Source organism: Brevundimonas sp. TWP1-3 (genome assembly GCF_049896085.1).
Lineage (GTDB): Bacteria > Pseudomonadota > Alphaproteobacteria > Caulobacterales > Caulobacteraceae > Brevundimonas.
This window is the reverse complement of sequence record NZ_JAFCTP010000001.1, coordinates 2351498-2374006: the sequence shown is the minus strand read 5'-3', so window position 1 is coordinate 2374006 and position 22509 is coordinate 2351498. Positions and strand designations below refer to the sequence as shown.

Genomic DNA, 22509 nt, shown 5'->3' with positions numbered 1-22509 from the left:
GAACGGGCCGACGATTCCAAAAAGGGGTCGCGGCCGATACGAAAGGGGCTTCGTCCCGACATGCTGCAAGGCATAGCCTTCTATCTGCTGGCGGCGGTCGCCACGGTTTCCGGCCTTCTGGTCGTGACCGCGCGCAACCCTGTGCACAGCGTGCTGTGGTTGATCCTGGCCTTCTTCTCGTCGGCCGGTCTGTTCGTCCTGCTGGGCGCCGAGTTCCTGGCGATGCTGCTGGTCGTCGTCTATGTCGGCGCGGTCGCGGTGCTGTTCCTGTTCGTCGTCATGATGCTGGACGTGGACTTCCTGAAGCTGCGCGAAGGTTACGCGCGCTATCTGCCGCTGGGGGCGATCATCGCCGCCGTGCTGCTGGTGGAAATGATCATCGTCTCGGTCGCCGTGGTCCAGGGCGGCGCTGCCGCCGGTCTTCCGGCTCCCGGCGCGCCGGACGCCAGCGTCACCAATGTCGAGGCCATCGGTCGCGTGCTCTACACGGACTACGTCTACTTCTTCCAGGCGGCCGGGATCGTGCTGCTGATCGCGATGATCGGCGCCATCACCCTGACGCTGCGCCACAAGCCGCACATCAAACGCCAGAACCCCGGCGATCAGGTGAACCGCGACCGTCGCAAGTCGGTCGAGATCAAGCCTGCCGCGACGGGCGAGGGCGTGAGCGCCGAGGAGCTTCTTTGATGGACATCGGTCTGACCCACTATCTGACGGTCGCCGCGATCCTGTTCACCATCGGGGTGTTCGGCATCTTCGTGAACCGCAAGAACGTCATCATCATCCTGATGTCGATCGAGCTTATCCTGCTGGCGGTGAACATCAACTTCGTCGCCTTCTCGACCTATCTGAACGACATCAGCGGGCAGATCATGGCGATGTTCGTACTGACCGTTGCCGCAGCCGAGGCCGCAGTTGGCCTGGCCATTCTGGTGACCTTCTTCCGTAACCGCGGCGACATCGCCGTCGACGACGCCTCCGTGATGAAGGGTTGAGCGTGACTTTCCATACCCTCGTCATTCTCGGGATCTTCGCCCCGCTGCTGGGTGCGGCCATCGCCGGCTTCTTCGGACGCCGCATAGGCAACATCCCGTCGCAGGCCGTCACGACCGGCCTGCTGTTCTTCTCGTGCGCCGTCGCCTGGACGGTGTTCGGGCAATGGACCTGGGGCCATATGGAACCCTTCACCATTCGCCTGGCGCCCTTCATCAATGTCGGCGACTTCCAGTCGGCCTGGTCGATCCGCATCGACGCCCTGTCGGCGACCATGCTGATCGTGGTCACCAGCGTCTCGTCGCTGGTCCACCTCTATTCCTGGGGCTATATGGCCGAGGACGACAGCCGGCCGCGCTTCTTCGCCTATCTGTCGCTGTTCACCTTCATGATGCTGGCGCTGGTGACGGCCGCAGACTTCATGCAGATCTTCTTCGGCTGGGAAGGCGTGGGTCTGGCGTCCTATCTGCTGATCGGTTTCTGGTTCAAGAAGCCGACGGCCAGCGCCGCCGCCATCAAGGCCTTCGTCGTCAACCGCGTCGGCGACTTCGGCTTCGTCCTGGGGATCATGACGATCTTCTGGATGTACGGCACGATCGAGTTCGCTGAACTGTTCCCGATGATCGCCACCAAGGCGAACACGACGTGGGAGTTCCTGGGCGTCCAATGGTCCGCCCTGGATCTGGCCGGGTTCCTGCTGTTCATCGGCGCCATGGGCAAGTCGGCCCAGTTCTTCCTGCACACTTGGCTGCCGGACGCGATGGAAGGCCCGACGCCCGTGTCGGCCCTGATCCATGCCGCCACCATGGTGACCGCGGGCGTCTACATGGTCTGCCTGCTGTCGCCGATCTATGAGTATGCGCCGGGCGCGTCGCAGATCATCGCCATCATCGGCGCGATCACGGCCCTGTTCGCCGCGACCGTCGGCCTGACCCAGAACGACATCAAGCGAGTCATCGCCTATTCGACCTGTTCGCAGCTGGGCTACATGTTCTTCGCGGCGGGCGTCGGCGCCTATCAGGCCGCCATGTTCCACCTGTTCACGCACGCCTTCTTCAAGGCCCTGCTGTTCCTGGGCGCCGGTTCGGTGATCCACGGCATGCATCACGAGCAGGACATGCGGAAGATGGGCGGACTGTGGAAGCTGCTGCCGGTCACTTATGCGGTGATGACCATCGGCACCATCGCCATCACCGGCCTGGGCATCCCCGGCGTCGGCGGCTTCGCCGGCTTCTATTCCAAGGACTCGATCATCGAGAGCGCCTACGCCTCGGCGGCCTCGGGTCATTCGGCCATCGGTCTGTTCGCCTTCTTCGTCGGCATCATCGCCGCCGGTCTGACGGCCTACTATTCGTGGCGCCTGGTCTTCATGACCTTCCACAACAAGCCGGTGTGGAAGGAAGAGGGCGCGCACCACGCCGACGATCACGCCACGGACGCGCAACTGGAGACGCACTCTGAGCCGCTGCCCGACGCGGACGATCACGGCCACGCCGTCGCGCACGGCGCGCATGACGATCACGCCCACGACGACCACGGTCATCATGGCCCGTTGAAGCCGCACGAGAGCCCGTGGGTGATGCTGGTTCCGCTGATCCTGCTGTCGGTCGGCGCCGTCGCCGCCGGCTTCGTCTTCGCGCCGCACTTCATCGGCCACCACGAGGTCGAGTTCTGGCGCGGAGCGATCTTCACCGGAGAAAACAACCACGTCCTGCACGAGAGCCACGACGTCCCGACCTGGGTGAAGTGGTCGCCGCTGATCCTGACCCTGACCGGCACGGCCTTCGCCTACTGGATCTATGTCGCTCGCGAAGGCATGGGCCGACGCATGGCCGAGCGGAACGGCGTCATCTACCGCTTCCTCTACAACAAGTGGTATTTCGACGAGCTGTACGACTTCGTCTTCGTGCGCGGCTTCAAGGCCATCGGCGACGTCTTCTGGAAGATCTTCGACATGAAGATCATCGATGGTCTCGGTCCGAACGGCGCTGCCTGGGTGTCGCTGAAATCCGCCGCTCGACTGGCCAAGATCCAGTCCGGCTATGTCTATCATTATGCCTTCGTGATGCTGCTGGGGGTCGCCGGTCTGCTCACCTTCGCCATCCTCGCGTGGGGAGCCTGATCTCGTGCCCTACATCCTGAGCCTCGTTACATTCCTGCCCCTGATCGGGGCCCTGGCGCTCTTCGTCGCCCGGCTGACCTTCAAGTCGGCCGACGCCGCCGCTCCGGCCGCGCGCTGGATCGCCCTGGTCACCACCCTGGTCACCCTGGCCGTTTCGGTCGTGCTGGTCGCCAGCTTCGATCCGTCGAACACCGGCTATCAGTTCGTGGAGTTCGTCCCGTGGTTCGCGGGCGCGAGCTATCACCTGGGCGTCGATGGAATCTCGATCCTGTTCGTGATGCTGACCGCCTTCCTGATGCCGATCTGCATCCTGGCCAGCTGGAAGTCGATCGATACGCGTGTCGTCGAATATATGATCGCCTTCCTTGTGCTGGAGACGCTGGTCATCGGCGTGTTCACGTCGCTGGACCTGTTCCTGTTCTACATCTTCTTCGAAGGCACGCTGGTGCCGATGTTCCTGATCATCGGCATCTGGGGCGGGGCGAACCGGATCTACGCCGCCTACAAGTTCTTCCTCTACACCCTGCTGGGGTCCGTCCTGATGCTGCTGGCCATGCTGTGGATGGCCCACGAAGCCGGCACCACCAGCATCCCCGAGCTGAAGCAATACGCCTTCGACCCGGCGGTTCAGCCGCTGCTATGGCTGGCCTTCTTCGCCTCGTTCTCGGTCAAGATGCCGATGTGGCCGGTCCACACCTGGCTTCCCGACGCCCACGTCCAGGCGCCGACGGCGGGCTCGGTTATCCTGGCCGGCATCCTGCTGAAGTTGGGCGGCTACGGCTTCATCCTGTTCAACGTGCCGATGTTCCCGGTTGCGTCCGAGATGTTCCGCCCGCTGGTCTTCACCCTGTCGGTGATCGCCATCGTCTACACCTCGCTGGTCGCCTGGCGTCAGACGGACATCAAGAAGCTGATCGCCTATTCGTCGGTTGCCCACATGGGCTTCGTCACTCTGGGCATCTTCTCGGGCAATGACGTCGGCATGCAGGGCGCCATCTTCCAGATGATCAGCCATGGTCTGATCTCGGGCGCGCTGTTCCTGTGCGTCGGCGTCGTCTACGACCGGATGCACACCCGCGAGATCGCCTTCTACGGCGGCCTGACGTCACGGATGCCCTGGTATGCGGCCATCTTCCTAATGTTCACCATGGCCAACGTCGGCCTGCCGGGCACCTCGGGCTTCGTCGGCGAAGTGCTGACCATGACGGGCGCCTATCAGGCCTCGACCTGGGCGGCTCTGGTGGCGGCCTCGGGTGTGATCTTCTCTGCGGTCTATGCGCTGACCCTTTACCGGGCGGTCATGTTCGGCGAGATCACCAATCCGAAGCTTGAGACCATCACCGACATCGACAAGCGCGAACTGCTGCTGTTCGTGCCCTTGATCATCGGCACCATCTGGCTGGGGGTCTATCCGGCCGCTGTCCTCGATTACACCGGGCCTGCCGTCGAGGCCCTGACCAGCGCCTATCGCGCCGCGATCGGCGGGTGAGACCATAATGCCTGATTTGTCCTCCGCCCTGCATCTCGCCGCCTCGGAAGTCACCCTCGCGGTCGGCGCCCTGGTCCTGCTGATGGTGGGCGCCTTCATCGGCGACAAGAGCGCCCGCCTGGTCTCGATCCTGTCGGTCCTGTTGCTGATCGCCGCGTCGGTCATCGCCATCGTCGGCCCGTGGGGCGTCGCCTTCAACGGCGCCTATGTCGCCGATCCGCTGGCCATCTACGCCAAGAGCCTGATCTATCTGTCGGCCGCCGTGGCGGTCGTGCTGGGTGATGGCTGGATGAAGCGCACGCGCATCGCCAAGTTCGAATATCCGGTCCTGATCGTGCTGGCCTCGGTCGGCATGGGGATGATGGCGTCCTCGGGCGACCTGATCTCCATGTATGTGGGGATCGAGCTGCATTCGTTGGCGCTCTATGTGCTGGCCGCCTTCCACCGCAACGACGTCAAGGCGTCGGAAGCGGGCCTGAAGTATTTCGTTCTGGGCGCCCTGTCGTCGGGCCTGCTGCTCTACGGCTCCAGCCTGATCTATGGCTTCGCCGGTTCGATGCGGTTCGAGGACATCGCCGCCTTTGCCCAGGACAACCCCGGTCCCGGCCTGGTCTTCGGCCTGGTCTTCCTGATCTGCGGTCTGGCGTTCAAGGTTTCGGCTGCGCCGTTCCACATGTGGACGCCCGACGTCTATGAGGGCGCGCCGACGCCCGTCGTGGCCCTGTTCGCCACGGCCCCCAAGGTCGCCGCCATGGTCCTGATCGCGCGCGCGCTGGAGCACGGCTTCGGCGACGCCCACGCCCAATGGTCGCAGGTCCTGATCGCCATCTCCCTGATCAGCTTCGTCGTCGGCGCCTTCGGCGGCCTGGCGCAGAAGGACATCCAGCGTCTGCTGGCCTATTCGTCGATCGCCAACATCGGCTACGCACTGCTGGGCATTGCGGCAGGCACGGCCGAAGGCCTGCAGGCCATGCTGATGTTCATGACCCTGTATGTCATCGACCAACTGGGCTTCTTCGCCATCCTGCTGAGCTTGTCCAAGTCGGGCCGTCCGATCCGTCGCATCGCCGACCTCGCCGGTCTGAAGAAGGATCGTCCCCTGACGGCCGTGGCCCTGACCATCCTGTCGCTGTCGGTTCTGGGCATGCCGCCATTCTCGGGCTTCTGGGGCAAGTACTATGTGTTCGGCGCCGCCGCGGATGCGGGTCTGTGGCCTGTCGCGGCCGCGGGTCTGGTCGCCTCGGTCGTCGCCGCCTTCTACTATCTGCGCATCCTCAAGCTGATGTGGTTCGATGCGCCGCTGGACGACATCGCGACGGATGCCGCGCCGGTCGAGGCCAAGTGGATCGGCTGGGCCTGCGCCGCCTTCGCCTTCCCGCTGGTGATCGTCGGCCTGACCTGGCTGGAGCCGCTGACCAAGGTTGCGAGCGCCGGCTTCGGGAACGGGTAGGGCGTTGTCGCCCGTCCCTCTGGTCATTCTCGACGAGGTCGATTCGACGCTGTCGGAAGCCCGACGGCTGGCTGAGGCCGGCGAGGTCGGCCCCAAGTGGATCATCGCCCGTCGTCAGACGGCGGGTCGGGGGCGCCGTGGACGAGGCTGGATCGACAAGCCGGGTAATCTGGCGGCGACCCTGCTGATCAGGGTTCATGCGACGCCGCGGGAGGCCGCTCAGGCGACCTTCATCGCCGCCCTGGCCGTCGCTGACCTGCTTGACGTCTTCGTTTCGCCCGCTCTGGTCTCGATCAAATGGCCGAACGACGTCCTGCTGGATGGCCGCAAGGCGTGCGGCATCCTGGTCGAAAGCGGAGCGCATGCGTCAGGCGGGCTCTGGCTGGCCATCGGCATCGGCGTGAACCTGACCCACGCGCCCGAGGGCACCGCAAAAGCCTCGGCGGCGATCGCGGAAAAACTGCGAGACGACCTCGCCTTCGCCCCGCCCATCGAGGCCGCCGCCGAGATTCTGGCCGAGACCTTCGCCGTCTGGTGGGGTCGTTGGCAGACGATGGGCTTCGAGCCGGTGCTGGACGCCTGGACCAGCCGCCTGACCGGGCTGAACGGCCCCTGTGTCGCGCGTCTGGACAACGAAACCATCGAGGGCCTGGCCGAGGGCGTGGAGCCGGATGGGGCGCTGCGCCTGCGTCTGGCCGACGGTTCGGTGCGTCTCATCTCCGCCGGCGACGTGTTTTTCGGCCCAGATTCTAAGAACGGCGCCGCCTGATGCTGCTGGCGATCGAGCAGGGCAACACCAATACGCTGTTCGCGGTTCACGACGGCTCGGACTGGATTGCCCAATGGCGCGCCGCGACCGAGGCCAGCCGCACGGCCGACGAGTACGCCGTCTGGCTGAACCAGTTGATGGTCATGAAGGGGCTGGAGTTCGACGCCCTGAGCGGCTGCATCATCTCCAGCGTCGTGCCGCAATCCATCTTCAACCTGCGCAATCTGGCGCGGCGCTACCTGAACATCGAACCGCTGGTGATCGGCGAGAATGCCGAACTGGGCATCGAGGTGCGGATCGCCAAGCCCAGCGAGGCCGGCGCCGACCGGCTGGTCAATGCGGTCGGGGCGTCGCTGATGTATCCCGGCGACCTGCTGCTGATCGACAGCGGCACGGCGACGACCTTCGACATCGTGTCCGCTGACGGCGCCTTCGAAGGCGGTCTGATCGCGCCCGGCATCAATCTGTCGCTGCAGGCGCTTCACGAAGCGGCGGCCAAACTGCCCCGCATCGCCATCCAGAAACCCGAACACGTCATCGGCAAGGGCACGGTCGAGGCCATGCAGTCCGGCGTCTTCTGGGGCTATATTTCGTTGATCGAAGGCCTGGTCCAGCGCATCAAGGCAGAGTGGGCGCGGCCCATGACCGTCATCGGCACCGGCGGCGTCGCCAGCCTGTTCGAAGGCGCGACCGACAGCATCGATCACTTCGATCCCGATTTAACTATTCGCGGCCTCCTCGAAATCTGGCGTCGTAACGCCCATTTGACTGATTGAATGAAAAAGCAAAACCAAGACGAACTCGTTTTCCTGCCTCTGGGCGGCTCCGACGAAGTCGGTATGAACCTCAACGCCTATGGCTTCGGCCCGGCGGATAATCGTGAATGGCTGATCGTCGATGTCGGCGTCACCTTCGGTGACCTGTCCACGCCCGGCGTCGACGTGATCGTGCCCGATCCCGCCTTCCTGGAAGGCGAGAACATCAAGGGCATCATGCTGACCCACGCGCACGAGGATCACATCGGCGCTTTGGGCTGGCTGTGGCCACGCATCAAGGCGCCGGTCTATGCCACCCCCTTCACCGCCTATCTGATCAAGGACAAGCTGCGCGAGCGCGGCATCTTTGACGAGGTTCAGGTGATCGAGGTACCTCTGGGCGGAACTGTGGACGTCGGTTCGTTCGGCGTGACCTTCGTCAACATGAGCCACTCGATCGCCGAGCCCAGCGGCCTGGCCATCGACACCCCCCTGGGCATGGTGTTCCATACCGGCGACTGGAAGATCGACGACCAGCCGATCATCGGCGAAAAGACCGACGCCCCCGCCATCCGCGCCTTGGGCGACGAAGGCGTGCTGGCCATGGTCTGCGACTCGACCAATGTCTTCGTACCGGGCGTCGCCGGGTCCGAAGGCGATGTGGCCGTCGCCATCTCCAAACTGATCGGCAGCCTCAAGGGCCGGGTCGCCGTGGGCTGTTTCGCCTCCAATGTCGCCCGGATGGACAGCGTAATCCGGGCCGCCGAGGCCTGCGGACGTCGCGTGTCGCTGGCCGGTCGCTCGATGCACAAGATCACGGCGGCCGCCAAACACGTCGGCATGTTGCAGGACGTGAAACCCTTCCTGTCGGACGAAGAGGCCCGCGTCTGGCCCGCCGACCAGATCCTGTTTCTGTGCACCGGCAGCCAGGGCGAGGCTAGAGCGGCCCTGTCGCGCGTCGCCGACGGCACCCACCCGGTCGTCAAACTGGGCCTTGGCGACCACTGCATCTTCTCGTCGCGCCAGATCCCCGGCAACGAGCTGGCCATCGGCAATCTGCAGGACCGTCTCGCGGACCGGGGCGTGCGCCTCTACACCGAGAAGGATCACCCCGGTATCCACGTCTCGGGCCACCCGTGCCGGGACGAGCTGAAGCAAATGTATGACTGGGTCCGGCCGCAGATCGCCGTCCCGACCCACGGCGTGCGCCGCTTCCTGCTGGAACACGCCAACCTGGCCAAGGACATCGGCATCAAGGAGACCGTCACGCCTCGCAACGGCGACATGGTCCGCCTGGCGCCCGGACCGGCCAAGATCATCGACGAGGTGCCGAGCGGCCGCCTCTACGTCGACGGCGGCATGCTTGTGACCGAACAGGGCGAGGCCCTGAAGGAGCGTCGCCACGCCTCGACCAACGGCGTGCTGATCGTCAGCTTCGCCCTGGACAAGCGCGGCCGCATCGCCAGCGACATCGACATCCGCAGCGTCGGCCTGCCCGGCGACACCGGAACGCCCCTGGGCGATGCGCTGGACAAGCTGGCCGAGCGGGTCGAACAGGTGATCAAGGGTCTGAAGGGCGACGCCCTGGACGACGAGATGGTCATCGAACAGGCTGTGGCGCGCGTGCTGAAGAAGGCCAGCCAACAGATTTGGGATCGCCGCCCCATCGTCGAGACCGTCGTCCTGCGGGTCTGATGCAACCTTGACCGTTCGGGCGCATTTCCTGCGCCTGAATGGTCGGGGGAACCCATGTCTGACAAACCCACCCGCGCGCGCCACCTGTTGGAACGGGTGCGTCATGCCCGCCATCCGCTGCACGGCTGGCGGCGCTGGGCGGTGATCGTGGGGCAGGGGATGGTCGGCTTCGTCGCCCTGTTCGCCGCCGTCAATCTGGTCCTCAGCCTGTCGACGTTTCGCGGCGAGGATCCGCTGTCCCGCACGGTTCACGAACTGCGCGTATTGTGGTTCAGTCCGCCGGACGGCGCGGCCATGTCGCCGACCGCCTTTCCCACGGTCTATGGCCGCGACCTGGGACCGGCGCCCGACACTGTCGCCATCCACGCCTTCCTGGAGCGCGAGGCCGAGGACGGCGTCTTCCTGCTCGACCATGTGATGGTGGATCGGATCCTGAAGCTGAATGGCCGGATCGATGCGCGCAGCGTGCCGAGCGGCGTCTATGTCGGCGCCCACGCCTTGGGGCCGGACGATATGCCTCTGGTGCCGGTGACCAAGTTCATGGCCCACTATCTACTGTTTCCGCGCCACGCCTATATTCTGGTGGTGCCCGAGAGCGGGCCGGCCATCGCCTTTTCCGCCAGCCAGAACGCCAAGTTCGGCATCGACACCCACCCCGAACGCCTGTCGGCCGAGATCGCGCCGTTCGATCCGAACGCCTATGACTTCCCCAGTTCGGGCGAGGCGCTGCACGAGATGACCCGCATCACCAACGACCCCGCCAGCGTCGCCACGGCCGTCGAAATGCTGAAGGGCGCACAGGCACGACTGGCGGCCGAGGGGCTGACCTATGGTCTCTTGGCGCCGAACTCCAACACGGCCGTCGGGTGCGTGCTGCAGGGGTCGGGGGCGATCACCCAGCAGGCGCGATCGTCCATCCTGTTGGCCCTTCGTGCGCCGGGGTTCGGGGCGGAATGCGAATAGCGGTCGCGACAATCGGCTCAACTCGGATATATCCACGCAAATGGCCGAGCGACTTTTCCTGTTGAACCCCGACTGGCACGACGACCAGGGTGGACCGTGGTTTTGCCCGCCCGGCGCCTATATCGAGGGCGTGCTGGCCTTCTATCCTCAGCTTCGCGACGTGCTGGAGGTCGTCTATCTCGACCACCCCCGTCCGCGTCAGCCGGTCATCGACCAGGTCGGCGAGACACATCAAAGCTGCCCCATCCTGATCCTGGACGATACGCTCGACTGGCCTGACGCACAGGTCAGCGAAACGACCGGCCGTCGCTTCCTTCAGGATCACGCCATCGCCCCCTATCTGGCCGCCCGCTACGGCGTCGGCCGGCCCCATCCCTAGAGGTTCGTCATGCCCATCGGCGTCTTCACCATGGTCGGCATCTACATCATCGCCTGGTGGACGGTGCTGTTCGCCGTGCTGCCGCTGGGCACGTCGCGCGAGACGCACGAGCCGCCGACCGACGGCACGCAATGGGGCGCGCCCACGACCCCGAACCTGAAGAAGAAGTTCCTGACCACCACCTGGGTCTCGGCCCTGGTGTGGGTGTTCGTCATGGTGCTGATCTTCACCGGCTGGCTGCCCTTGCCGAACTTCGCCAACGGCCCGGCCGTCTAAACCGCAACCCGGCCTAGCTTTCGCCCCGGTCCAGCGGCTAAAGCCTTGTTCCGTCTCTACGCCTAGGATTCCCATCATGCGCCTGTCGCGCTTTTTCCTGCCCACGCTGAAGGAAGCCCCTTCGGACGCCCAGATCGTCTCGCACCAGCTGATGCTGCGCGCCGGCATGATCAAGCAGGAGGCCGCCGGCATCTACGCCTGGCTGCCGCTGGGCCTGCGGGTGCTGCGCAAGGTCGAGCAGATCGTCCGTGAGGAGCAGCAGCGGGCCGGGGCGGTCGAACTGCTGATGCCGACCCTGCAACTGGCCGACCTGTGGCGCGAGAGCGGCCGCTACGACGCCTATGGCCCCGAGATGCTGCGCATCACCGACCGGCACGAGCGCGAGCTGCTGTACGGACCGACCAATGAGGAGATGATCACCGACATCTTCCGGGCCTATGTGAAGTCCTACAAGTCGCTGCCCCTGAACCTGTTTCACATCCAGTGGAAGTTCCGCGACGAGCGCCGCCCTCGCTTCGGCGTCATGCGCGGTCGCGAGTTCCTGATGAAGGACGCCTATTCCTTCGACGTGGACGAGGCCTCGGCCCGCAAGGCCTACAACCGCATGTTCGTGGCCTATCTGAACACCTTCGCCCGCATGGGTCTGAAGGCCGTGCCGATGCGCGCCGACACCGGCCCGATCGGCGGCGACCTGAGCCACGAGTTTATTGTTCTGGCCGAGACCGGCGAGAGCGCGGTCTTCTGCGACAAGGCCCTGGTCGAAATGCCGGCGCCCGGCGCGGACGTAGACTGGGACGATCTCCAATCCATCGTCGATGAGCGCACCGCGCTCTATGCCGCGACCGAGGAAATGCATGACGCGGCCCAGTTCGAGACCCAGACTGCCGAGGGCGACCGCCTGTCGGCGCGCGGCATCGAGGTCGGTCACATCTTCTATTTCGGCACGAAATACTCCGCCCCGATGAAGGCCAAGGTCGCAGGACCTGACGGCCAGGACGCCGAGGTCCACATGGGCAGCTATGGCGTGGGCGTATCGCGTCTGCTGGGCGCCATCATCGAGGCGAGCCATGACGCCGGCGGCATCATCTGGCCCGACGCCGTGGCCCCGTTCGACGTGGTCGTGATCAATCTGCGCGCCAATGACGCCGCCGTCTCGGCCGCCTGCGAGGATGCGGTCGCCCAGCTGGAAAAACTCGGCAAGGACGTGCTTTACGACGACACCGACGAACGTCCGGGCGGCAAGTTCGCCACCGCCGACCTGATCGGCGTGCCGTGGCAGCTGACCATCGGTCCCAAGGGCTTGGCCGACGGCGTGGTCGAGCTGAAGCGTCGCGCCACCGGCGAAAAGGTCTCCGTGCCGCTCGCCGAAGCCATCGAAAGGCTGACCGCTTGAGCCTGCCGTCCCGTCCTTCCGGCGCCTTCTCCTCGTGGGAGATAGGCCTGGCCCTTCGCTACCTGCGCGCAAAGCGCAAGGAGGGCGGGGTCGCCACCATCGCCGTCATCAGCTTCATCGGCATCATGCTGGCCGTCGCCGTGCTGATCAGCGTCATGAGCATCATGTCCGGCTTCCGCAGCGAACTGCTGGGCCGGATGCTGGCCTTCAACGGGCACATGTATGTGCAAGGTCCGGTGTTGACCTCGCCGGATCGTGACGCGGTCCTGGCCAAGATCGAGGCGATCCCCGGCGTCTACAGCGTCAACCCGCTGAACGAGGCCCAGAGCCTGATCCGTGTCGGCGGCTATACGACTGGTGTAATGGTAAAGGGCATCCGCCCGCAGGATCTCGCCAAGACGCAATATGTCTTCGATAGCCTGACTCCGCAGGAACGCGCTTCCTTCGGTCAAGGCGCCTATGGCGGGGACCGTGTGTTGATCGGCGCTGCGTTGGCGACTTCGATGGGTTTGCGTGTCGGCGATCCGATCACCGTCTACTCTCCGACTGGCGCTGACAGCGCATTCGGCAATCTGGGCGGATTAGAGAAGACCTATTTCGTCGGAGGTCTGTTCCGCTCGGGAGCAGCCGATTACGACCGCGCCTTCATGTTTATGCCGCTGGAGCAGCAGCAGCTCTTCTTTGGCAAGGAAGGCGTGTGGGACGCCATCGAGATCAAGGTCGACGATCCAGATCAGGTCGGCGCCCTGACCGCCGCCATCCGCGATGCGGCCGGCCCCGGCGCGGTCGTCAGCGACTGGCGCGAGCGCCTCGCCGCCTTCTATGGCGCGCTGAAGGTCGAGCGGGTGGCGATGAGCATCATCCTGGGCCTCGTCGTCGCCATCGCCGCCATGAACATCATCTCGGGCATCGTCATGCTGGTGAAGAACAAGGGCCGCGACATCGCCATCCTGCGCACCATCGGCGCCAGTCCGTCGTCCATCCTGCGCGTCTTCTTCATGGCAGGCGCCATGATCGGCGTGGCGGGCACCATCGCGGGGTTGGTGCTGGGACTGCTGTTCTGCTGGAACATCGGCTCGATCCAGCACTTCCTGGAGTTCGTGCTGCAGACCAAACTGTTCGATTCCGACGTCTATATGCTGGACGCCATTCCGGCGCTGGTCGATCCGATGGATGTGACCTGGGTGGCCTTCTGGTCGCTGTTGATGAGCTGTATCGCCAGCCTGCCGCCGTCCTGGAACGCGTCTCGCATCGATCCCGTGGAGGCGCTCCGCTATGAGTAAGGCTCCGATCCTGTCGGTGCGCGGCCTGACCCGGACCTATGACACCGCCCAGGGCGGTCTGACCGTGCTGAAAGGCGTCGATCTGGACGTGTTTCCGGGCGAACTGGTCGGGCTGATCGGCCCGTCGGGCTCGGGCAAGTCGTCCCTGCTGCACGCCGCAGGCCTGTTGGAAAAGCCGACCAGCGGCACGGTCGCCATCGACGGCGAACAGGTGGGAAATCTGGACGAGCGCGCGCGCACGCGCCTGCGTCTGGGCCGGATCGGCTTCGTCTATCAGTTCCACCATCTGCTGCCCGAGTTCGATGCGCGCGACAACGTCGCCCTGCCGATGCGGATCGCGGGGCTGCCACAGGACGAAGCCCGAAAACGCGCCGAGGTCACCCTGACGGCCCTGGGCCTGGGCGAACGCCTGACGCACCAGCCGGCTCAGTTGTCAGGCGGGGAACAGCAGCGGGTCGCCATAGGCCGGGCCCTGGCCAATGGGCCGCGTCTGCTGCTGGCCGACGAACCGACCGGCAATCTGGATCCGACCACTAGCCAGTCCGTGTTCGAAGCCCTGCGCGACCTGGCCAAGAACACAGGCGTCGCCGCCCTGATCGCCACCCACAATATGGAGCTGGCCGGCCATATGGACCGCGTCTTCGCCCTGAAGGACGGCCATCTGGAAGAGCGCGCGGCCCAAAGCCACGCATATTGAGCCAGGCGTACTGAAATCAGCTGACGGCGGCGTCGCCCCAGATCGCCCTCAGGCGTTCGGGGCGGCGGCAACCGACCCGATAGGCCTGATAGCTGGCGGCGTGTCGCTTGGCATAGTCCTGATGTTCCGCCCCCGCCGGCCAGAAGCGCTGAACGCCGACGACCGGCGTGGTGAAGCTCTTTCTCAAGATACGCATGGCCGCATCGCGTGAGGCGACGGCGTCTGCGCGCTGGGCGCCCGTGGCGAAAACGGCGGCCCGATAGGACGGCCCCTGATCGCAGAACTGACCGTTGGGATCGGTCGGATCGATGGTGCGCCAGTAGCGATCGACCAGGGCGCGATAGCTGACGACCTGCGGATCGAACGTGACCTGCACGGCTTCCATATGACCCGTGCGGCCTCGCACCACCTGTTCGTAGGTCGGATTGGCGGTATGGCCGCCGACGAAGCCGGACACCGCTGAACGCACGCCGGGCAGGTCGTCGAACGCCTTTTCCTCGGACCAGAAACAGCCGCCCGCGAAGATGGCTGTTTGAAGCGCCGGCGTCGTCTGGGCCTCGGCCGGGCGGGGCAGGGGTGCGCCGAGCGCCAGCACCCCGATGGTCAGGGATGCGAGCGCGGCGAGCGTGGTGCGATTAGACATCAGTCGATCTCCCTTTCCACTCACTACGACGGCGTCGGTCGAATGGTTTCAAACACGATTGTTGACGAGAACAAAAAGCCAACATAGAACATTAGCGGAACATATCGGATTGGTGGGAGACAATGTCATGCCGCGTTTGATGAGAGATATGCTGTCGCTGGCGTCGTGCGGGGGCTTCGTGCTGATGGTCTGGACCGTAGCGATCAACGTCACCGGCGCCTGAGGTCAGACGAATTAGACGGATTAGACGGTGTTTTTGCCGATGACCGTCTGAAGTCAGTGATCCACAGCCCATCCGCCCGAGAGCGGGTTTGCGATGGTTGATCGCCGCCCGATATGAGAGTCAGGGCGGACTAGGCCGCGAATGAGCGGGCCGGCGGTCGGAGAAGGCATTGAGCGAGCCGGTGAACAGTCAGGGTTTCGTCCATCTGCGGGTCCGCTCGGCCTATTCGCTGCTGGAGGGCGCGATCAAGGCCGCCAAGGTCGGCAAGCTGGCCGCCGATGCGGGCATGCCGGCGGTCGGGGTTGCGGATCGGGCCAATCTGTTTGGCGCGCTGGAGTTCAGCCAGACGGCCAAGGAGGCGGGCGTCCAGCCTCTCGTGGCGTGCGCCCTGCCGGTGTTCGGCATCGGCGGCCAGATCAAGGCCCGCTGGGCCAAGGTTCCGACCGTGGTGGTGCTGGCTCAGAATGCCGCCGGGTGGCTGAACCTTTGTGCGCTGTCGTCGTCAGCCTATCTGGATGCGGGCGAGATGGCCGAGCCGGGCGTGTCCTGGGAACAGGTCGTCGCGCGTTCCGAAGGATTGATCCTGCTGTCCGGCGGCCCGGACGGCCCGGTCGATCCGCTGTTCGCACAAGGCAACAAGGCTGAAGGCGCCGCGACCCTGGCGACCATGAAGGCGGCCTTCGGCGACCGCTTCTACGTCGAGCTTCAACGCCACGGGCTCGATGACGAGAAGCGGGCCGAGCCGGGCCTGGTCGAATGGGCCTATGCCAACGACACGCCCTTGGTCGCCACCAACGACGTCTATTACGCCAAGGCGGCGCAGGCGAAGTCGCATGACGCTCTTCTGTGCATCGCCGACGGCGCCTTCACCGGCCAGGAGGATCGGCGCCGCATAACCGGTGAGCACTGGTTCAAGCCGGCCGCCGTCATGCGTGAACTGTTCGCCGACCTGCCCGAGGCCTGCGACAACACCATCGACATCGCGCGCCGTTGCGCCTTCCTGGTCAACACCCATGCGCCCATCCTGCCGCGGTTCGACACCGGGGCAGGGCGCTCCGAAGCCGACGAACTGGCGCACCAGGCGCGCGAGGGGCTGAAGGTCCGCCTGACCGAGGTCGCGCCGGCCTTTCCCGAGGCGGAATACTGGAGCCGTCTGGAATGGGAGGTCGGGATCATCCAGCAGATGGGGTTCCCGGGCTACTTCCTCATCGTGGCGGACTTCATCAAATGGGCCAAGACCCACGGCATCCCCGTGGGGCCTGGGCGGGGCTCCGGCGCCGGCTCTTTGGTCGCGTGGTCCCTGACCATCACCGATCTCGACCCTCTGCGGTTCGGCCTGCTGTTCGAGCGGTTCTTGAACCCCGAACGGGTCTCCATGCCCGACTTCGACATCGACTTCTGCCAGGAGCGGCGCGAGGAGGTGATCGACTACGTCCAGGACCGTTACGGCAAGGACCGGGTGGCCCAGATCATCACCTTCGGCACCCTGCAGGCGCGGGCCGTGCTGCGCGACGTGGGCCGGGTGCTGCAGATGCCGCTGGGTCAGGTGGACCGGCTCTGCAAGATGGTGCCGAACAACCCGGCCGCGCCCGTCACCCTGGCCCAGGCCATCGAGCTTGAGCCGCGCCTGAAGGAGGCGAGGGATGCCGAGCCGGCGGTTCGCACCCTGCTGGAAACGGCGCTGGAGCTGGAGGGGCTGTACCGCAACGCCTCGACCCACGCCGCCGGCATCGTCATCGGCGACCGGCCGCTGACGGAGCTGGTGCCGCTGTATCAGGATCCGCGCTCCACCATCCCGGCGTCCCAGTTCAACATGAAATGGGTCGAACCGGCCGGCCTTGTGAAGTTCGACTTCCTGGGCCTGAAGACCCTGACCGTGCTGGACCGTGCGCGCGCCTATCTGGAACGGCGCGGCGCCGCGCGGGATTGGAATACCCTGCCGCTGGACGACGCGCGCACCTATGAGTTGATGGCCTCGGGCCAGACGGTCGGGGTGTTCCAGCTGGAATCCCAGGGCATGCGCGACACCCTGCGCAAGATGCGCTGCGGCTCCATCGAAGAGATCACCGCCCTGATCTCGCTCTATCGGCCGGGGCCGATGGAGATGATCGACACCTATATCGACCGCAAGTTCGGTCGGGCTGAGGTGGATTATCTGCACCCCAGCCTGAAGGAGGTGCTGACCGAGACCTACGGCGTCATCATCTACCAGGAACAGGTGATGAAGATCGCCCAGATCCTGGCGGGCTACAGCCTGGGCGAGGCCGACCTGCTGCGGCGCGCCATGGGCAAGAAGAAGAAGGAGGAGATGGACTTCCAGCGGGCGCGCTTCATCGCAGGTGCGCTTGAAAAGACGGTGCCCGATGCGCAGTCCGGCTCCATCTTCGATCTGGTGGCCAAGTTCGCCGGCTATGGCTTCAACAAGTCGCACGCCGCCGCCTATGCGCTGATCTCCTTCCAAACGGGGTGGCTGAAGGCCAACCAGCCGGTGGAGTTCTTCGCCGCCTCGATGAGCTTGGACCTGTCGAACACCGACAAGCTGGCGGTCTTCTATCAGGACGCGCGACGGTTCGAGGTGCCGGTGCTTTCGCCCGACATCAACCGCTCGTCGGCCGACTTCGACGTGGCCTTCGACGACGACAAGGGGGCGGTGCTCTACGCCTTGGGCGCGATCCGCAACGTCGGCCTGGAGGCGATGAAACACGTCATTGAGGTGCGCGAGAGCGGCGGACGTTTCGCCGACATCTTCGACTTCCTGGAACGCGTCGATCCGCGCAGCGTCAACAAGCGTGCGCTGGAAGGCCTGGCCAAGGCCGGGGCCTTCGACAGCATCCATTCCAACCGTCGCCAACTGGTCGAACAGGCGGATGTGTTGATGGCGTATTGCCAGAGCGTGGCCGCCGAACGCGCCTCGTCGCAGGTCTCGCTATTCGGGGGGGATCAAGCGCACGCCGGCCGTCCGCGCCTGAAGACCGTCGAGCCCTGGGTCGGGCCGGAACGGCTTGATCACGAACTGTCGGCCGTCGGCTTCTATCTGTCCGGCCACCCGCTGGACGAGATGACCTCGGCCCTGAAACGCAAGCGCGTCACCTTCGTCGCCGAGGCCATTCCCCTGGCCGAAGCCGGCCACGAGGCCTTCCAGATGGCGGGCGTCGTGCGTCGCAAACAGGAGCGGGCCAGCGCGCGCACGGGCGAGAAGTTCGCCTTCGTGACCTTCTCGGATCCGACGGGCGAGTTCGAATGCCTGTTCCCGCCCGAACAACTGCGCAAATGCCGCGAAGTGCTGGAGCCCGGCGCGTCGGTCATGGTGCGGGTCCGCGCCAAGTCGTCGGAAGGGGAGGTGCGCTTCTTCGGCGACGACGCCTCGCGAATGGACAACCTTCTGGACGACGCCAACATCGGTCTGCGCATCCACGTTTCGGCGCGCAGCGCGGATGCCGAAGCGCTGAAGGCCCGGCTGGAGCGCGCCCGCTCCGGCGCCATTGGCAAGGGTGGCGAAATCTCCCTGGTCGCCTCGTTGGAAGGCCGCCAGGAGGTCGAGGTCAAACTGCCCGGCCGCTACCGTCTGGACGGCGCCCTGCGCGGCGCGCTGAAGTCCGCGCCGGGCGTAGTGATGCTGGAGGACGCCTAGGTCGCGACAGGCTTTGGTATGGTCAAGCTATTGATATTTCGGAACCTCACGGGGGCGTGATGGGTTTGGTCAGTCCATAGGGAGACTGTTCCAATGAAATATCTCGCCATCGCCAGTGTCGCCTCGCTGGCCCTTCTTGCCGCCTGCAACCAGGGTGGCGACAGCGCCGCCCAGAACACCAGCGAAGCCGTCAACGCGACCCAGGACGCCACCTCCGGCGTCGTCGGCCAGACCTCGGCCATGACCATGGGCGCCAATACGGTCGACGGCTTCGTCACCGGCCTGGGCGCCAGCAACATGTATGAGCTTGAAGCCGCCAAGATCGCCGCCGCCAAATCGACCAACGCCGACGTCAAGGCCCTGGCCGCCATGATCACCAAGGATCACACGGCTGCGGGTGAGAAGCTTGGAACGGCCGCCGCTGCCGCTGCGCCCAACGTCGCCATCCCGACCGCTCTGGACGAGCGTCGCAAGGGTCTGATCGACAATCTGAACGCCGCCACGCCGGGCGATTTCGACAAGGTCTATCTGGACCAGCAGGTCGCCGCTCACAACGAGACCCTGACCCTGCTCAACGGCTTTGACGACAACACAGACGCCCCCGCGCTCGCGACCTTGGCTCGCGAACTGATCGCGCCCGTCACGGCCCATCGTGACCGCGCCCAAGCGCTGCTTGATGCGATGAACTAGCGAAAGCTGTCTATCGATCTTGGAAAGGCGGTCCCGAAAGGGCCGCCTTTCTTGCGTTCGGGAGGGCGACGCTTGCTATTGCGGCCCATCCGGCCTACACGGCCCCCGCATTTCGCAACGCGGGTGAGGCGTGTCTTGGGGAGAAATCCTGAGACGCACCATTCCGAGGGTCGTCAGACCTTTAATCCTCCGCGCCACGTTTGATCGGAAAAAGGACTGAACGATCATGGCTTTGCCAGAATTCTCGATGCGCACCCTGCTTGAAGCAGGCGCTCACTTCGGCCACCAGACGCACCGCTGGAACCCGAAGATGGACCGCTACATCTTCGGCTCACGCTCGAACATCCACATCATCGACTTGTCGCAGACGATGCCGCTGTTCCACCAGGCGCTGGTGGCCGTGCGCGAAGTCGCCGCCAAGGGCGGTCGCGTCCTGTTCGTCGGCACCAAGCGCCAGGCCGCAGAGCCGGTCGCCGAAGCCGCCAAGCGCTGCGCCCAGTACTACATGAACAACCGTTGGCTCGGCGGCACGCTGACCAACTGGCGCACCGTCTCGGGCTCGATCGCTCGTCTGCGCGAACTGGAAGGCATCCTTGAGAACGGCGGCGAAGGCCGCGTCAAGAAGGAGCTGCTGAACCTGGAGCGTGAGAAGGACAAGCTGGAACTGTCGCTGGGCGGCATCAAGGACATGGGTTCGATTCCGGACATCATGTTCGTGATCGACACCAACAAGGAAGCGATCGCGATCCAGGAAGCCCGCAAGCTGAACATCCCGATCATCGCCATCCTGGACACCAACTCGGATCCGGACGGCATCACCTATCCGGTCCCCGGCAACGACGACGCCGCCCGCGCCATCCAGACCTATTGCGACCTGATCGCCGACGCCGTCCTGGACGGCCTGGCCGCCGGCGCTTCGGCCTCGGGCGTGGACCTGGGCGCTGCGATCAATCCGGAAGAGCCCATGCTGCGTGAAGCCTCGACCCCGGTCGAAGCCGACGCCGCTCCGGCCGGTACGGAAGCTGTCGCTGCCGAGCTGGAAGCCGCTGCTGAACCGGCCGTCGCCGATGAAGCCGCCAAGGCCGCCACTTCGGAAGCGAACGACGCCGTCGAAACCGAGAAGGCCGCAGTCTGAGACTGTCCTTGGCCTTCCCGCGTTAAGGTGAAGGCCGTGCGTTGAACTGACACACGGCCGGGCTAAGTCAGCCCGGCCGTTCCCACATACGAAATCCCCCAAGGAGAAGAACATGGCCGAGATCACTGCCGCCCTCGTGAAGGAACTTCGCGAGCGTTCGGGCGTCGGCATGATGGACTGCAAGAAGGCGCTGGTCGAAAACGACGGCAACATCGAAGCATCGATCGACTGGCTGCGCGCCAAGGGCCTGTCCAAGGCCGCCAAGAAGGCCGACCGCGTCGCCGCTGAAGGCCTGGTCGCCGTGGCGTCCAAGGAAGACGGCAAGGGCGAAGTCGCCGCCGCCATCGAGTTCAACGCGGAAACCGACTTCGTCGCCCGCAACGAGCTGTTCCAGAACGCCGCCAAGTCGTTCGCCCAACTGGGTCTGGACCATCACTCGGTCGAAGCCCTGCACGGCGCAGAACTGGAAGCCGGCAAGACGGTCCAGGACGAAGTGACCAACATGATCGCCACCATCGGCGAGAACATGCAACTGCGCCGCGCCGCCCGCCTGTCGGTGTCGGAAGGCGTCGTCTCGACCTACGTCCACAACGCGGTTTCGCCGGGCGTGGGCCGTATCGGCGTGCTGGTGGCTCTGGAAGGCGAGGGCGACAAGACTGCGCTTCGCGAACTGGGCCGCAAGATCGCCATGCACGTTGCAGCGACCGCTCCGCTGTCGCTGAACACCGACGACCTGGACCCGGCCGCGATCGAGAAGGAACGCACCGTTCTGACCGAAAAGGCCAAGGAAGAAGGTCGACCGGAAGCCATGATCGCCAAGATCGTGGAAGGCCAGATCAACAAGTTCCAGAAGGATGTGGTGCTGTCCAAGCAGCCGTTCGTCATGGATCCGGACGTGACCATCGAACAACTGGTCGCCAACTCGGCCAAGGAACTGGGCTCCTCCAACCTGCACCTGGCCGGTTTCGTCCGCCTGGCGCTGGGTGAAGGCGTCGAGAAGGTCGAAGGCCCCGACTTCGCGTCGGAAGTCGCCTCCATGATGGGCGGCAACTAAGAAATCTTCCCCTCATTCGTGAGGGTTTTGTATCAGAAGGGCGCGTTCGGCTTTGATGGCCGGCGCGCCTTTCGTCTATAAGAAGTCGCCTGATTCAATGGCGCCGCAGTCAAACGGACCTTCCCGCATGCCCGACGCCACCTCGACCTTCCGCTACAAACGCGTCCTGCTGAAGGTTTCCGGCGAGGTGCTGATGGGCGATCAGTCGTTCGGCGTCGACATGAAGACGGTCGATGCGGTCGCCAAGGCCGTCGCGGACGTGGCGGCGGAAGGCGTCGAGATCTGCCTGGTGATCGGCGGCGGCAACATCTTCCGCGGCCTGTCAAAGGCGGCGGCGGGCATGGAACGCTCACAGGCCGACTATATGGGCATGCTGGCGACCATTATGAACGCCCTGGCGATGCAGTCGGCGCTGGAGAAGATCGGCGTTTCGACCCGCGTACAGAGCGCAATTCCCATGGCCGCCATCGCCGAACCCTACATCCGCCGGCGCGCCCTGCGTCATCTGGAAAAGGGCCGTGTCGTGATCTTCGCCGCCGGCGTCGGCGCACCCTTCTTCACCACGGACTCGGGTGCGGCCCTTCGCGCCGCCGAAATGGGCTGCGACGCCTTGCTGAAGGGCACCAGCGTGGACGGCGTCTACACCGCCGACCCCAAGAAAGACCCGACCGCCACCCGCTATGAAACCCTGACCTATCAGGACGTCCTGGCCAAGGACCTGCGGGTCATGGATGCCTCGGCCATCGCCATGATGCGCGACACGGGCATCCCGATCGTGGTCTTCTCCATTCGGGAAGAAAACTCGCTGCGCCGGACCCTGACTGGCGAAGGCACGTTCACGGTCATTCAGGACGTCGCTTGAACGTCTG

20 protein-coding genes are annotated in these 22509 nt (G+C 65.0%); 19 read left to right on the top strand and 1 reads right to left on the bottom strand.

The annotated features are described in order from the left end of the window. Window positions 1-60: 60 nt before the first annotated feature. The 14 genes from ACP693_RS11810 to ACP693_RS11745 all read left to right on the top strand — a co-directional run bounded on the left by ACP693_RS11810 (window position 61) and on the right by ACP693_RS11745 (window position 14264). Window positions 61-687 (top strand): NADH-quinone oxidoreductase subunit J, encoded by a 627-nt coding sequence (locus ACP693_RS11810; RefSeq protein WP_426016670.1) that lies wholly within the window; start codon window positions 61-63, stop codon window positions 685-687. After that, window positions 687-995, top strand: coding sequence for an NADH-quinone oxidoreductase subunit NuoK (nuoK, locus tag ACP693_RS11805; protein ID WP_135195887.1), 309 nt, complete (start codon window positions 687-689; stop codon window positions 993-995). The genes ACP693_RS11810 and nuoK overlap by 1 nt, the downstream gene beginning before the upstream one ends. A 2-nt stretch (window positions 996-997) precedes the next feature. Continuing rightward, entirely contained in the window at window positions 998-3115 is a 2118-nt protein-coding gene (gene nuoL / locus ACP693_RS11800) for an NADH-quinone oxidoreductase subunit L (RefSeq protein ID WP_426016672.1), read from the top strand. Window positions 3116-3119: 4 nt separating this feature from the next. Next, the gene (locus ACP693_RS11795) at window positions 3120-4604 is read left to right on the top strand and encodes an NADH-quinone oxidoreductase subunit M (RefSeq protein ID WP_426016674.1); all 1485 of its coding nucleotides are present in this window, start codon (window positions 3120-3122) and stop codon (window positions 4602-4604) included. 7 nt (window positions 4605-4611) lie between these two features. Next, complete coding sequence (gene nuoN, locus ACP693_RS11790; RefSeq protein ID WP_426016676.1) at window positions 4612-6054, top strand: NADH-quinone oxidoreductase subunit NuoN; 1443 nt, start codon at window positions 4612-4614, stop codon at window positions 6052-6054. 4 nt (window positions 6055-6058) lie between these two features. Beyond that, window positions 6059-6823 (top strand): biotin--[acetyl-CoA-carboxylase] ligase, encoded by a 765-nt coding sequence (locus ACP693_RS11785; RefSeq protein WP_426016678.1) that lies wholly within the window; start codon window positions 6059-6061, stop codon window positions 6821-6823. Beyond that, window positions 6820-7599 (top strand): type III pantothenate kinase, encoded by a 780-nt coding sequence (locus ACP693_RS11780; protein ID WP_426019566.1) that lies wholly within the window; start codon window positions 6820-6822, stop codon window positions 7597-7599. The genes ACP693_RS11785 and ACP693_RS11780 overlap by 4 nt, the downstream gene beginning before the upstream one ends. Next, window positions 7600-9273 (top strand): ribonuclease J, encoded by a 1674-nt coding sequence (locus ACP693_RS11775; RefSeq protein ID WP_426016680.1) that lies wholly within the window; start codon window positions 7600-7602, stop codon window positions 9271-9273. A gap of 54 nt (window positions 9274-9327) precedes the next feature. Then, the gene (locus ACP693_RS11770; RefSeq protein WP_426016682.1) at window positions 9328-10236 is read left to right on the top strand and encodes a hypothetical protein; all 909 of its coding nucleotides are present in this window, start codon (window positions 9328-9330) and stop codon (window positions 10234-10236) included. 40 nt (window positions 10237-10276) lie between these two features. Beyond that, window positions 10277-10615 (top strand): DUF3088 family protein, encoded by a 339-nt coding sequence (locus tag ACP693_RS11765; RefSeq protein ID WP_425984016.1) that lies wholly within the window; start codon window positions 10277-10279, stop codon window positions 10613-10615. Between the two features lie 9 nt (window positions 10616-10624). Then, entirely contained in the window at window positions 10625-10891 is a 267-nt protein-coding gene (locus ACP693_RS11760) for a DUF1467 family protein (RefSeq protein WP_426016683.1), read from the top strand. Between the two features lie 76 nt (window positions 10892-10967). After that, complete coding sequence (proS, locus tag ACP693_RS11755) at window positions 10968-12284, top strand: proline--tRNA ligase (protein WP_426016685.1); 1317 nt, start codon at window positions 10968-10970, stop codon at window positions 12282-12284. Continuing rightward, window positions 12281-13567 carry a lipoprotein-releasing ABC transporter permease subunit gene (locus tag ACP693_RS11750; protein ID WP_426016687.1) on the top strand — a complete coding sequence of 429 codons (1287 nt, stop codon included), beginning with the start codon at window positions 12281-12283 and terminating at the stop codon, window positions 13565-13567. Before proS ends, ACP693_RS11750 begins: the two co-directional genes overlap by 4 nt. After that, a complete protein-coding gene (locus ACP693_RS11745; RefSeq protein ID WP_426016689.1) occupies window positions 13560-14264 on the top strand; it encodes an ABC transporter ATP-binding protein in 705 nt (234 codons plus the stop codon). The genes ACP693_RS11750 and ACP693_RS11745 overlap by 8 nt, the downstream gene beginning before the upstream one ends. A gap of 16 nt (window positions 14265-14280) precedes the next feature. On the opposite strand, the gene msrA is transcribed toward ACP693_RS11745, so the two are convergent. Then, the gene (gene msrA, locus ACP693_RS11740; RefSeq protein ID WP_426016690.1) at window positions 14281-14907 is read right to left on the bottom strand and encodes a peptide-methionine (S)-S-oxide reductase MsrA; all 627 of its coding nucleotides are present in this window, start codon (window positions 14905-14907) and stop codon (window positions 14281-14283) included. Between the two features lie 392 nt (window positions 14908-15299). Between msrA and dnaE the strand changes: the two genes are divergently transcribed. The 5 genes from dnaE (at window position 15300) to pyrH (ending at window position 22502) form a co-directional block, all read left to right on the top strand. Further along, window positions 15300-18761, top strand: coding sequence for a DNA polymerase III subunit alpha (gene dnaE / locus ACP693_RS11735; RefSeq protein WP_426016692.1), 3462 nt, complete (start codon window positions 15300-15302; stop codon window positions 18759-18761). Window positions 18762-18854: 93 nt separating this feature from the next. After that, window positions 18855-19451, top strand: a complete 597-nt coding sequence (locus tag ACP693_RS11730; protein WP_426016694.1) for a DUF4142 domain-containing protein — start codon at window positions 18855-18857, stop codon at window positions 19449-19451. A 226-nt stretch (window positions 19452-19677) separates the two neighbouring features. Continuing rightward, entirely contained in the window at window positions 19678-20586 is a 909-nt protein-coding gene (gene rpsB, locus ACP693_RS11725; protein ID WP_346495296.1) for a 30S ribosomal protein S2, read from the top strand. A 112-nt stretch (window positions 20587-20698) separates the two neighbouring features. Continuing rightward, complete coding sequence (gene tsf / locus ACP693_RS11720; RefSeq protein WP_135195904.1) at window positions 20699-21640, top strand: translation elongation factor Ts; 942 nt, start codon at window positions 20699-20701, stop codon at window positions 21638-21640. Window positions 21641-21767: 127 nt separating this feature from the next. Further along, window positions 21768-22502, top strand: coding sequence for a UMP kinase (pyrH, locus tag ACP693_RS11715; RefSeq protein WP_135195905.1), 735 nt, complete (start codon window positions 21768-21770; stop codon window positions 22500-22502). The last annotated feature ends 7 nt before the right edge of the window (window positions 22503-22509 follow it).

What these genes read in the sequence shown, in the direction of transcription:
- msrA (WP_426016690.1), bottom strand. Translation starts at nt 14,907, where the DNA reads ATGTCTAATCGCACCACGCTCGCCGCGCTCGCATCCCTGACCATCGGG.
- ACP693_RS11775 (WP_426016680.1), top strand. Translation starts at nt 7,600, where the DNA reads ATGAAAAAGCAAAACCAAGACGAACTCGTTTTCCTGCCTCTGGGCGGC.
- pyrH (WP_135195905.1), top strand. Translation starts at nt 21,768, where the DNA reads ATGCCCGACGCCACCTCGACCTTCCGCTACAAACGCGTCCTGCTGAAG.
- ACP693_RS11765 (WP_425984016.1), top strand. Translation starts at nt 10,277, where the DNA reads ATGGCCGAGCGACTTTTCCTGTTGAACCCCGACTGGCACGACGACCAG.
- nuoK (WP_135195887.1), top strand. Translation starts at nt 687, where the DNA reads ATGGACATCGGTCTGACCCACTATCTGACGGTCGCCGCGATCCTGTTC.
- tsf (WP_135195904.1), top strand. Translation starts at nt 20,699, where the DNA reads ATGGCCGAGATCACTGCCGCCCTCGTGAAGGAACTTCGCGAGCGTTCG.
- nuoN (WP_426016676.1), top strand. Translation starts at nt 4,612, where the DNA reads ATGCCTGATTTGTCCTCCGCCCTGCATCTCGCCGCCTCGGAAGTCACC.
- ACP693_RS11810 (WP_426016670.1), top strand. Translation starts at nt 61, where the DNA reads ATGCTGCAAGGCATAGCCTTCTATCTGCTGGCGGCGGTCGCCACGGTT.
- ACP693_RS11770 (WP_426016682.1), top strand. Translation starts at nt 9,328, where the DNA reads ATGTCTGACAAACCCACCCGCGCGCGCCACCTGTTGGAACGGGTGCGT.
- proS (WP_426016685.1), top strand. Translation starts at nt 10,968, where the DNA reads ATGCGCCTGTCGCGCTTTTTCCTGCCCACGCTGAAGGAAGCCCCTTCG.
- ACP693_RS11745 (WP_426016689.1), top strand. Translation starts at nt 13,560, where the DNA reads ATGAGTAAGGCTCCGATCCTGTCGGTGCGCGGCCTGACCCGGACCTAT.
- ACP693_RS11730 (WP_426016694.1), top strand. Translation starts at nt 18,855, where the DNA reads ATGAAATATCTCGCCATCGCCAGTGTCGCCTCGCTGGCCCTTCTTGCC.
- rpsB (WP_346495296.1), top strand. Translation starts at nt 19,678, where the DNA reads ATGGCTTTGCCAGAATTCTCGATGCGCACCCTGCTTGAAGCAGGCGCT.
- ACP693_RS11760 (WP_426016683.1), top strand. Translation starts at nt 10,625, where the DNA reads ATGCCCATCGGCGTCTTCACCATGGTCGGCATCTACATCATCGCCTGG.